This is a genomic window from Pseudomonas sp. NFACC46-3, assembly GCF_900114515.1.
In the GTDB taxonomy this organism is placed as follows: Bacteria; Pseudomonadota; Gammaproteobacteria; order Pseudomonadales; family Pseudomonadaceae; genus Aquipseudomonas; species Aquipseudomonas fluorescens_Q.
In genome coordinates this window covers 1-12535 of sequence record NZ_FOTH01000004.1, presented here as the reverse complement: position 1 = coordinate 12535, position 12535 = coordinate 1, and the positions used below count along the sequence as shown (strand labels likewise).

Sequence of the window (12535 nt, the reverse complement as noted above, 5' to 3'; positions counted from 1 at the left end):
ATTACAGCGCTGCGCCGAAAAACAGGCGTACGAGGAGAATCGAATGCTTCCGGCTCTATGGGTTGCCAAAACAGGTCTGTCCGCCCAGGACACCAACCTTTCCACTATTTCCAACAACCTGGCGAACGTCTCGACCACGGGTTTCAAACGTGACCGCGCCGAGTTCCAGGACCTGCTGTATCAGGTAAAACGCCAGCCTGGCGCCCAATCGACCCAGGACAGCGAATTGCCGTCGGGCCTGCAAGTGGGTACCGGTGTGCGCATTGTCGGCACCCAGAAAAACTTCAACGCCGGCAGCCTGCAGACCACCGAGCAGCCGCTGGACATGGCCATTGACGGTCGCGGTTTCTTCCAGATCCTGCAACCGGACGGCACCACGTCCTACACCCGTGACGGTACGTTCCACCTCGACTCCAATGGCCAGATCGTCAACGCCAGCGGTTTCGCCCTGGAGCCGGCGATCGTCATTCCGAACGATGCCCAGACCTTTACCGTGGGCCGTGACGGCACCGTGTCCATCACCGTGGCAGGCAACCCGGCCGCCCAGGTGATTGGCAACCTGCAGACCGCCGACTTCATCAACCCGGCCGGCCTGCAAGCGGTGGGCAACAACCTGTTCCTGGAAACCGCTGCCAGTGGCGCGCCGCAAGTCGGCACCCCGGGCCTGAACGGTTTCGGCACCACGCTGCAGAACACCCTGGAAACCTCCAACGTGAGCACCGTCGAGGAGATGGTCAACATGATCACCACCCAGCGTGCCTACGAGATGAACTCCAAGGTGATCTCCACCGCCGACCAGATGCTCTCGTTCGTTACGCAGAATCTGTAATCGTCACAACGTCCGTCACCACGTAGACAGGGCGACCCCAGGGTCGCCTGCAACACCAAGAGGTAGGGTCATGAAACGCTTCGTATCTGTTCTGGCACTGAGTGGCATCACCGCACTCGCGGGCTGTGTCGCGCCGACACCCAGGCCCAATGACCCGTATTACGCTCCGGTGTTGCCACGCACGCCGTTGCCGGCTGCCGCCAACAATGGCTCGATCTACCAGGCCGGCTTCGAGCAGAACCTGTACAGCGACCGCAAGGCCTTCCGGGTCGGTGACATCATCACCATCACCCTGAACGAGCGGACCCAGGCCAGCAAGAACGCCAACTCGCAGATCGACAAGACCAGCGAAACCAGCGTCGGCCTGACCTCGCTGTTCGGCTCCAGCCTGACCACCAACAACCCGATCGGCAGCAATGACCTGAGCCTCAACGCCGGTTACAGTGCCGACCGGGCCACCAAGGGCGACAGTCAGTCGGGCCAGAGCAACAGCCTGACCGGTTCGATCACCGTGACCGTCGCCGATGTGCTGCCCAACGGCATCATTGCCGTGCGGGGCGAGAAGTGGCTGACCCTCAACACCGGTGACGAGCTGGTGCGCATCGCCGGCATGGTTCGCGCCGATGATATCTCTACCGATAATACTGTTCCGTCAACTCGTGTGGCCGATGCGCGCATCACCTATTCGGGCACCGGTGCCTTTGCCGATGCGAGTCAGCCAGGCTGGTTCGACCGTTTCTTCCTCAGCCCGAAGTTCCCTTTCTAGGTGGCCCAGTTGAATCTTAAGCAGCTGTTGATCGGTGCCTTGGTGATGTCTGCAGCCTTTACCGCTCAGGCCGAGCGTTTGAAGGACATCGCCAGCATTTCCGGCGTGCGCTCCAACCAGTTGATCGGCTACGGCCTGGTCGTGGGCCTGAACGGCACCGGCGACCAGACCACCCAGACCCCGTTCACCCTGCAGACCTTCAACAACATGCTGTCGCAGTTCGGCATCAAGGTGCCGGCCGGCTCTGGCAACGTGCAGTTGAAGAACGTCGCAGCGGTGTCGGTCAGTGCCGATCTGCCGGCATTCGCCAAGCCCGGTCAGCAGGTGGATATCACCGTCTCGTCCATCGGTAACTCCAAGAGCCTGCGTGGCGGTACGTTGCTGCTGACGCCACTCAAGGGTATCGACGGCAACGTCTACGCCATCGCCCAGGGCAACCTCGTGGTGGGCGGTTTCGATGCCGAGGGTCGCGACGGTTCGAAGATCACCGTCAACGTTCCGTCGGCCGGTCGCATTCCCGGCGGTGCTTCGGTGGAACGTGCGGTGCCGAGCGGTTTCAACCAGGGCAACAGCCTGACGCTGAACCTCAACCGTTCCGACTTCACCACCGCCAAGCGCATCGTCGACAAGATCAACGACATGCTTGGCCCAGGCGTGGCCCAGGCCATCGACGGCGGTTCGATCCGCGTCACCGCGCCGCTGGATCCGAGCCAGCGGGTCGACTACCTGTCGATCCTGGAAAACCTCGAGGTCGATCCGGGCCAGGCGGTGGCGAAAGTCATCATCAACTCGCGTACCGGCACCATCGTGATCGGCCAGAACGTCAAGGTTTCCCCGGCCGCCGTGACCCACGGCAGTCTGACCGTGACCATCACCGAAGATCCGATCGTCAGCCAGCCTGGCCCGTTGTCCAACGGCCAGACGGCCGTAGTGCCCCGTTCGCGGGTCAATGCCGAGCAAGAAGCCAAGCCGATGTTCAAGTTCGGCCCGGGCACTACCCTGGATGAAATCGTCCGGGCGGTGAACCAGGTCGGCGCGGCGCCGGGCGACTTGATGGCGATTCTCGAAGCCTTGAAGCAGGCCGGCGCGTTGCAAGCCGACCTGATCGTGATTTAAGGACACCGGCCATGGTGGATATGCGCAAAGGCGCCTTGATCAGCGGGGATTCGGCTTCCTACTCGGACCTGAACCGCCTCAATCAGCTCAAGGTCGGCGACAAGAACAGCGACGGTAACCTGCGCAAGGTGGCCCAGGAGTTCGAGTCGCTGTTCATTGGCGAGATGCTCAAGTCCATGCGTTCGGCCACCGAGGTGCTGGGCAAGGACAATCCCATGAACACGCCCGAGGCCAAGCAGTACCAGGAAATGTACGACCAGCAGTTGGCCGTTTCCATGTCTCGCGAAGGCGGCGGCATCGGGCTGGCCGATGTGCTGTTGCGCCAGATGTCCAAGAACAAGCCTACGGCCCCTGGTGAGGCAGCCACATTGTCCGCCGCCAAGCAACAGGAGGCGTTGGACAAGGTGGCCAAGCGGGTTCCGACGCCGGTGGCGGCAGGTACATTGCCTACCGACGGTCCCTTGTCGCGTAGCAACGGCCAGCGTCCGCTGTGGGCTTCGCGGGCTGTGAGTACGCCGCAAGGGGCCGAGGGTATCCACCGCAACGACATGGAACTGCTCAACCAGCGTCGCCTGGCCCTGCCACCGAAACTGGCTGACCGTCTGCTTGCCGGGCTGGTGCCTTCGGCCGCGGTCAACGCCGATGTGCCTGCACAGAACGTCCTGACGGATCGCGCCATCGCCGCCGTCAAACCGGCGACTGGCGAACTGGCCAATGGCGACTGGTTGGCTGCACTCAAGGCTGCCGAGCCGAAAGGCGACATGCAGGTTTATGGCCGCGCCGTGGCCCAGCCGCCGCTGGCACCGGCACGCAAGGCCTTCCGCGATGCCGACGAATTCGTCAATGCCATGCTGCCAATGGCCAAGGAAGCGGCCGACCGCATCGGTGTCGACCCGCGTTACCTGGTGGCCCAGGCCGCCCTGGAAACCGGTTGGGGTAAATCGGTCATGCGCCAGCCCGATGGCAGCAGCAGCCACAACCTGTTCGGTATCAAGGCCAGCGCCAATTGGAAGGGCGATTCGGCCCGGGCGATCACCAGCGAATTCCGCAATGGGGCGATGGTCAAGGAGACGGCCGAGTTCCGTTCCTACGCCTCGTACCGCGACAGTTTCCATGACTTGGTCAACCTGCTGCAAAGCAACAGTCGCTATCAAGATGTGCTGAAGTCGGCCGATAAACCCGAACAGTTTGTACGCGAGTTGCAGAAGGCCGGTTATGCCACCGACCCGAACTACGCGAATAAGATTTCGAACATAGCCCGGCAGATGACGAGTTACCAAAACTACGCTTCTGCAGGCGCCACCACGACTTTATAAGGTCTGAACCATGAGTTTGCTCAATATAGGGATGTCGGGTCTGTCAGCAAGCCAGACCGCGTTGGTGACCACGGGTAACAACATCGCCAACGTCGATACCGCAGGCTATTCGCGCCAGCAGACCGTGCAGACCACCAAGGCGTCGAACCAATACGGCAACGTGTTCATTGGTTCCGGCACGACCCTGGCCGATGTGCGCCGGGTGTATAACTCGTATCTTGAAGCGCAACTGAAAACCACCACCTCGCTCAACAGCGATGCGGCGGCCTACCAGGGGCAGATCACCCCGCTTGACTCCCTGCTGTCGGACAGCGGCACTGGCCTCAACGGCGCGCTGACCAAGTTTTTCGCTTCGGTGCAGAACGTCAACGCCAAACCGGGTGACGATGCATCCCGGCAGTTGCTGCTCAGCGATGCCCAGGCCTTGAGCAACCGTTTCAACTCGGTTGCCAGCCAGTTGACCGCGCAGAACGAAAACATCAACGGCAACCTGTCGAACATGGTCGACCAGATCAACAACCTGGCCACCACCGTCGCCCAGTTGAACAAGAAAATCGCCGAAGTCTCCAATGCCGGTGGTGCGCCGAACGACCTGCTCGACGCCCGCAGCGAGACCATTCGCCAGCTGTCCACCTTCACCGGCACCCAGGTCGTGGAGAACGGCAGCAGCCTGGACATCTACCTGGGGTCCGGCCAGCCATTGGTGATGGGCAACATCACCAATAAACTCGAAGCGGTGCCGGACAAGAACGATCCAGGGCGCATCGGCATCCAGCTCAACAGCGGTTCCAGCGTCATGGACCTTACCCAGGTGCTCACCGGCGGCGAAATCGGCGGGCTGATGCGCTACCGCAGCACCGTGCTCGACCCTGCAATGAACGAGCTGGGCCGCGTGGCCTTGGTCGTCGCCGATCAGATGAACAGCATCCAGGCTTCAGGCATCGACAAGAACGGTGCGTTTGGTTCCAACCTGTTCAGCAGCATCAACAGCGCCGCGCAGATGAGCCAACGCAGCGTCGCCTCGCTGGGCAACAGCGCAGGCTCCGGCAACTTCAACGTGTCCATCGAAGACACCGGCAAGCTGACCACCAACGACTACAAGATCACCTTCACCAGCGCCACCAACTACACCGTACAGCGCTTGCCTGACAACACCTCGCTGGGCGCGTTCAGCACCACGACCACGCCAGCACCGGTCGTCGATGGCTTCTCGCTGACCTTCGCCAACGGTCCTGCGGCTGCAGGCGATTCGTTCAAGATCACCCCGACCCGCAATGCCGCGGGCAGCATCAAGACCGAAATGACCGACTCCAAGCGGCTGGCGATCGCAGCCCCGCTGGGCGCCGCCATTACGCCGGGCGGCAGTGGCACGCTGACCATCCCGGCCAGCGGCCAGCCGACCATGACGACCAAGCTGGACATCTATGATGAAGCCACCACGACCATCATTCAGAACGGCATCAAGAGTTCCATGCCGGTCAAGGTGGTGTTTGGCGCGACGTCCGCCGACGGCACCAGCCAGGCTTACCAGCTGCTGGATGCCAAGGGCGGTACGATCAGCAGCGGCACGATCAAGCCTGGCCAGAGCAACACCCTGAGCCTGAGTGTCCCGCTCAAGGACGCCAGCGGCACCCCGATCATGGATTCATCCATACCGCCGGTGCAGCGTACCGTCACCTTTGACATGTCCATCGCCGGTTCGCCATCCGACGGTGCTGGCATTGACGTCAGCCTCAGTCAGCCTGGTAGCCTGGACAACCGTAATGGTACGGTTCTGGCCGGCTTGCAGACCGCCAAGACCGTTGACACCAATTCCGCGAGCAAAGGGATTTCCCTGAACGACGCCTACGGCAAGCTGGTGGAGGGTGTCGGCTCCAAGGCCGCCCAGGGCAAGCTCGACAGCGCCGCCACTGGTGCAATCCTGGACAACGCCAAGACCGCCCGCGACTCGTTGTCGGGCGTGGACCTGGATGAAGAAACCGGCAACCTGGTCAAGTATCAGCAGTACTACACCGCGTCTTCGCAGATCATCAAGGCTGCGCAGGAAATCTTCAGCACATTGATCAACAGTCTTTAAGGAGCCGTAGCCCATGCGCATTTCCACCTCCCAGTTCTATGAGAGCACGGCTGCGAACTACCAGAAAAACTTCGCCAAGGTGGTCAAGACCAGCGAAGAGGCCAGCAGCCTGGTGCGTGTGAACACTGCCGCCGATGATCCGGTGGGGGCTTCGCGCCTGCTGCAATTGGGCACCCAGGCGTCGATGCTCGCCCAGTACGAAACCAACGCCAATACCATCAAGGCGACCCTGGGCACGACCGAAGCGGTGATGACCAGCATCGGCAACGTGCTGCAGCGCGCCAAGGAATTGGCCGTCGGTGCCGGCAACGCCGGCTACACCGACGCCGACCGCCAAGCCAACGCTTCGGAGCTGGCACAGATCGAAGAGCAGTTGCTGAGCCTGATGAACAGCAAGGACGAAAACGGCAAGTACATTTTCGCCGGTTCCAAGGGCGATACCATTCCGTTCACCCGCAACAACGATGGCAGCTACAGCTACAACGGCGACCAGGTGACCCTCGACCTGCCGGTTGGCGACACCATGTCGATGGCCACCAATAGCACAGGCTGGGAAGTCTTCCAGCAGGCCGTCAATACCAGCCGCAGCCAGGTCACCATGACCGCCCCGGCAGTGAATGACGGCCGGGTGGTCTTGTCCAATGGTCAGGTATCGTCCAGCGTCAGCTATAACAGCAAGTTCCGCAGTGGCGAGCCGTACACTGTCGAGTTCACCAGCGGCACGCAACTGAAAATCACCGACTCCGGCGGCAACGATGTCACCGCAGAGGCCAGCCTGGGTGGTGCTTTCGACCCCAACAGCAAAAGCGGCCAGGCGGTGCAGTTCCGGGGACTGGAATTGACCCTGAACATCAATCTGCAAACCGGTGATACGGCAGGCACCGTGTTGCCCGGCCATACTTTCACCCTGGCCGCCAAGCCGGACACCTTTGTCCCGACCCGCAGCCCGGGCAACCCGACCACGGTCCAGATTACCAACAGCACGATCACTGACCCGGTGGCGTATCACGCCAGCTTCCCTACCGGTTCGGCTGTGTTGAAGTTCACCAGCGCTACTGATTTCGACCTTTACGCTGCGCCGTTGACCGCTGATAGCCAGCCGGTGTCCAGCGGCACCCTGGCCGGCAACGTGGCCACCGCTTCGGGGGTGAGCTTCACTCTGGACGGTACACCGGCTGCCGACGATCAGTTCAGCATCGCGGTCAACACCCACGAGACCCAGAATATCCTGGATACCGTGAACCAGCTGAAAACCGCACTGAGCACGCCGACCAACAATGATCCGATTGCTGTGCAGAAGTTGCAGGCGTCGCTGGCCTCCGGTATCGGTAACCTGGCGAGCGGCACCGATCAATTGTCCAGCGCCTTGAGTTCGGTGGGTGGGCGCGGACAGGCCTTGGAAAATCAGAGCGACACCAACCAGAGCCTGATCCAGGCCAACACCCAGACTCAATCGTCGATCCGTGATTCCGACGCGGCCGAAGTGATGACCCGACTGACCTTGCAGCAGACCATGTTGCAGGCCTCACAACTGGCCTTCAGCAAGATTACCCAACTGGGCCTGTTCAACAAGATCTGAGCCGGTATCCACCGAGCCGCCAACCGTCTTTTTTTAAGCGGTTCCGGGGCGCCGATCCGAAAGGGTCGGTGCCCGCCGCTCGAGAGTTTTAACCGTGAAGTCACTTCCGCTCGTCAGCATCGTCATCCCCGCGTACAACCCTCGGTTTTTTGACCAGGCACTGCTCAGTGCCTTGGCCCAGACCTACGAACACATCGAGATCATCGTTTGCGATGACTCGCCAGGCGATGAAATTCGCCAGATCGTCGACTCCTTCCCTGAGCCGTCCCATCCGATCCGCTATTTGCGAAACCCGCAGCGACTGGGGCTTCAGGGCAACCTGTTGCGGTGTGTCGAGGAGGCCAGGGGCGAGTTCATCAAAGTGTTGTGCGACGACGATCGGCTGTTTGCGCCGAGCATTGCCAAGCAAGCTCAGGTGCTGATCGATCACACCGATGCCAGCGTGGTATTTGCCCTTCGGTTGTTGTGTGACGCGGGCAACTTCATCTTGCCGCCTCGCGTCGACAATTGCCGATTCTCGCCGAACGATGCCCTGCTCAAGGGCGATGACATGCTGGCGATTTTCGAGAGCACTCCGACCAATTTTGTCGGTAATTTCAGTTCCGCCCTGATGCGCCGGACGGATGTGCTGGAGCTGCTGCCAGCGCTGGTCCAGGGCGGTGCCGGTTTCGTCGCCACCCTCGACTTTGCCTTGTTTGTCTGTCTGATGCGCCGGGGTAATCTGGCCACGCTCAACACAGTATTGAGTGTCGAGCGCTTGTACCCGGAGCGTTTGAGCAAGACCCCGGAGATGCTCAAAGCTGCGAAAGTGGAATGGCAGTGGCTGGCGCAGATGCTCGCCGCGCGCAACGGTGAAGCGGCCCCGGCCTCTGGCTGGGTGCGTTGCGTTGATCTGGACAAAGTCACCGATCAGCCCCACGCCTGGCAGGAACTGTGCGTGACCCGTGTGCTGGGCAATCGCAATACGGTCGTCAATGGCCGGGTAGGTGCCCAAAGCGAGAGTTATGCCGACTTCTACCGCGAGTGGCTGTCGGTTCGTCGCTTCAGTGAGGTTGAGCAGCGTGTCATGCCTGCGCGCATCGACAGTTGGCCATTGCATCCGAACATCGTGCCGATTGTCATCGACAGTGCCGGGGACGAGGTGGCATTGGCGACCACGCTGAGCAGCATAGAGGGCCAACTCTATCCGGCCCAGGCTGTCGTGGTGCTTTCCGACGCCCGTTGCGAGGTCAATGACCGGGTGTTGCAGTTGCCTTATCAGCCCGACTGGGCACGGCAACTCAATGCCATTGTTGCGCAGTTGGAGGGTGCACATTGGTTCTATCTTCTGCGCGCAGGCGATAGCCTCCGTGATTCAGCGTTGTTGATCCTCGCTGAACGCGTGGCGGGCAAGAGCGGAATTCTCTGCGCTTACAGCGACGAAGGTGCACTGGTAAACGGTGAGTCCAGCGAGCCAGTGTTCAAGCCAGATATCAACCTCGACCTGATGCGCGCCTATCCCTACGTCGGTCGAGCCCTGGCCTTTGAGCGCGAGCATTTCATTACCTTGGGCGGGTTCGACCCGACTCGCGGTGAGCTGGCGCCTCACGACCTGCTCTGGCGGCTGGTGGAAGAGGCCGGCCCGCAAACCATCGAGCACATTGCCGAGATCCAGGTGGAGTCCACACTGAGCTTCGCTCAATGGTTGTCATGGCCCGAGGTGATCGAGGGTAATGCCCCCATGGTTGGCGCTCACCTGGAGCGCATTGGCGTACCTCATGAGATTCGCCAGGGTGTGTTGCCGCTGATCAATCGAATCGACTACCGCTTCGACACCCGTCCGTTGGTATCGATCATCCTGCGCACGGGTGATTCACTGGCAGCCTTGCAGCGCTGCTGCGAAAGCCTGATCGAGCGTACTGCCTATACGCACTATGAAATCCTGATTGTGGACAGCGGCGTGCGGGACCCGGTCATGCTCGGCTGGCTGGCCGACATGGCGCAGTTAGGCGCAAGCATGCTACGCGTGCTGCGTTACGCCGGTGATGACAATGACGCATCAGTGCGTAACTTTGCCGCGAGCCAAGCTCGGGGGGACTACCTGTTGTTGCTGAGCCCGCAGATGGTCATAGGCGATAGCGATTGGTTGGACGAGATGATCAATCATGCGCTGCGCCCGGAAGTCGCGGTGGTCGGCGCAAGGATACTCAGCCCCCAGGGTACGATTGTCGGGGGCGGGCAGATTCTCGGATTGGCCGGTCCGGTGGGGGCACCGTTTTATGGCGAGTCCGCGATCTCTCGTGGCTACATGCAGCGTCTGCATACGACCCAGAACTGGAGTTCGGTCAGCAGCGACTGCCTGATAGTGCGCAAGCAGGTGTTTGAGGAGCTGGGTTGTCTCGATGACGCGACGTTCACCCAGGGCCTCAGTGACGTCGATTTGTGCTTGCGTGCAGGTAAAGATGGCTACCTGGTGGTTTGGACACCTTACGCCAGCGTCATACAAACGACCGGGCAATCGTCAGCCCAACTGGAAGAAGCATTGCAGGAACGCGAACGCGAAGTTTTCTATCGCAAATGGTTGCCGCAGATTGCGCGAGATCCGGCTTACAGTCCTTCCTTGAGCCTGGGGGCTTCGAGTTTCAGTCTGGAACCTTCATTGCGCAATAACTGGAATCCCTTCTGCTCCCGCGCGTTGCCACTGATACTCGGGCTGCCGGTCAACGCCACCGCAGTTGGCCATTATCGTGTTACGGCCCCGCTGGCCGAGCTCGAAGCCAGCGGGCGGGCGATTGCCCGGATCGCCTACGAGTCGCCTTCAACTGTTGAGATCGAGCGGCTGTCGCCAGACACCATCGTGTTGCAGGGGCGCTACAGCGAGGGAGCGGCTGGTGACATCCTGCGGATGAAGAAGTACTCCGGTGCCTTACGGATTTTCGAGCTAGACGACTACGTGGTCAGTGCTCCCAAGAAAAACACCCACGCTCGTAACAAACCGGTCAACACCGAGCAGATGCTGCGCGAGGGGATTGGTTTGTGTGACCGCGTGGTGGTGACGACCCAGGCGCTGGCCGATGCCTTGTCCAGCATGCATAGCGAAATCCGGGTGGTGCCCAACATGCTGCCGCCCGAGCCGTGGGCCCGCTTGACCAGTCGGCGCGGAACATCCTCCAAGCCACGGGTTGGCTGGGGCGGCGGGACCAGCCACAGCGGCGATTTGGAAATTATCGCTGATGTGGTCCGTGAACTGGCCAATGAGGTGGAGTGGGTGTTCTTCGGTATGTGTCCCGAAGCGTTGCGGCCCTACATTCACGAGTTCCACGGTTCCGTCGGGTTGAACACCTACCCATTCAAACTGGCCAGCCTGAACCTTGACCTGGCACTGGCGCCGCTGGAGTTCCACATCTTCAACGACTGCAAGAGCAACTTGCGCCTGCTGGAATACGGCGCTTGCGGTTATCCGGTGATCTGCACCGATACCAAGGCTTACGACGGCTTCCTGCCGTGTACCAAAGTACGCAGCAACAGCACTGAGGAGTGGATCGCGGCGATCCGCATGCACCTGGCCGATCCTGACGCCAGCTACCGCATGGGCGATGAACTGCGCGAAGCGGTGCTTCGCGATTACATGCTCACTGGCGATAACTTGCAGCATTGGTTGTGGGGGTGGTTACCGGACTAGTTCTGACAACGCTTGGAAAAAGGCGACGTTAGTCGTCTTTTTTTGCCTCAATCTCCACGTCCGCAAGCCGATACAGGCAGATGGATTTCTTTTGCTTATGAGCAGTTTCATCTATCGCTGCTTGAAAAAATATCCGGTTTCTCAACAAAGCAAGGACGAGGCAAATGGCGGTGATTAATGGAACGAGCGGCGTGGATACATTGGCCGGGAGCGATGGTGACGACGAGGTCTATGGATTGGCTTCCAATGATGTACTCCTGGGCAGCGCTGGAGCGGACAGGCTGGATGGGGGGACGGGGGTTGATACGGTGAATTACTCCGCTTCGACGGCTGCCATCGACATTGATGTTCGCAACGGTGTCGGCCGGGCTGGTGTCGGTGGTGATGCGGCGGGCGATACGCTGGTCGCCATCGAAAAGGTTATCGGTACGGCCTTCGATGACAGTTTCACCAGTACGATCGGTAATTTGACCTTCGAAGGTGGTGCCGGCAACGATATCTATAACGTTGCGACCAGCGGCGTGAAAATCATTGAGCAGGACAATGGTGGCATCGACGAGCTACGTACTAGCTGGACGTTGATGACCATGGATCCTTTTATCGAAAAAATGACCTACACCGGTACTGTCAACTTCACCGGTTACGGCAACTCCAGCGACAACATTATCACGGGCGGCGCAGGTAACGACCTGTTGTTCGGTGGTGACGGAGCCGACCAGTTCTTTGGCGGTGCGGGGTTGGATGTGGCTGGTTATACCGACAGCAAGGTGGCGGTGAACATCAACCTCAAGACCGGTATTCACTCGGGCATCGCAGCGGGCGATACCTTTACCGACATCGAAGTGATTCGTGGCACAGGTGCTGCCGACACCTTCGTGGCGGACGGTCGGGCGATTGGTTTCGACGGCGGCGCGGGCATCGACACGGTGGATTATTCGACTTCTACCGAAGCGATCAATGTCGATATCCGCAATTACAAAGGCCTGCCAGGTACCGGCGGTGATGCCGAGGGCGACACGCTGGAAGGCATCGAAAAGGTTATCGGTACGGCGTTCAATGACACGTTCACCAGTACCTGGGGCGCCGTGACGATGGAAGGCGGGGCAGGGGACGATCTCTATACCGTCAATACCAGCGGCAATAAGACGATCGAGTTGGCTGACGGCGGCTACGACGAAGTGCGCACTAATC

The 12535-nt window shown here is 60.4% G+C and carries 8 protein-coding genes; all 8 read left to right on the top strand.

Annotation, left to right across the window (positions count from 1 at the left end):
* Nucleotides 1–43 precede the first annotated feature (43 nt).
* The gene (flgG, locus tag BM300_RS06895) at nt 44–829 is read left to right on the top strand and encodes a flagellar basal-body rod protein FlgG (RefSeq protein WP_053120245.1); all 786 of its coding nucleotides are present in this window, start codon (nt 44–46) and stop codon (nt 827–829) included.
* Between the two features lie 70 nt (nt 830–899).
* The gene (gene flgH / locus BM300_RS06890; protein WP_018614454.1) at nt 900–1595 is read left to right on the top strand and encodes a flagellar basal body L-ring protein FlgH; all 696 of its coding nucleotides are present in this window, start codon (nt 900–902) and stop codon (nt 1593–1595) included.
* Between the two features lie 45 nt (nt 1596–1640).
* Nucleotides 1641–2711, top strand: coding sequence for a flagellar basal body P-ring protein FlgI (locus BM300_RS06885; RefSeq protein WP_162488974.1), 1071 nt, complete (start codon nt 1641–1643; stop codon nt 2709–2711).
* Between the two features lie 14 nt (nt 2712–2725).
* Nucleotides 2726–4027, top strand: a complete 1302-nt coding sequence (gene flgJ, locus BM300_RS06880) for a flagellar assembly peptidoglycan hydrolase FlgJ (protein WP_092462467.1) — start codon at nt 2726–2728, stop codon at nt 4025–4027.
* A 10-nt stretch (nt 4028–4037) separates the two neighbouring features.
* On the top strand, nt 4038–6104 hold the full coding sequence (gene flgK / locus BM300_RS06875) for a flagellar hook-associated protein FlgK (RefSeq protein ID WP_092349609.1): 2067 nt from the start codon (nt 4038–4040) through the stop codon (nt 6102–6104).
* 13 nt (nt 6105–6117) lie between these two features.
* Entirely contained in the window at nt 6118–7683 is a 1566-nt protein-coding gene (locus tag BM300_RS06870; protein WP_092349606.1) for a flagellar hook-associated protein 3, read from the top strand.
* A 94-nt stretch (nt 7684–7777) separates the two neighbouring features.
* Nucleotides 7778–11344, top strand: coding sequence for a glycosyltransferase (locus tag BM300_RS06865; protein WP_092349603.1), 3567 nt, complete (start codon nt 7778–7780; stop codon nt 11342–11344).
* Nucleotides 11345–11508: 164 nt separating this feature from the next.
* On the top strand, nt 11509–12535 hold a 1027-nt coding region (locus BM300_RS06860), incomplete at its 3' end, for a calcium-binding protein (protein WP_371914653.1).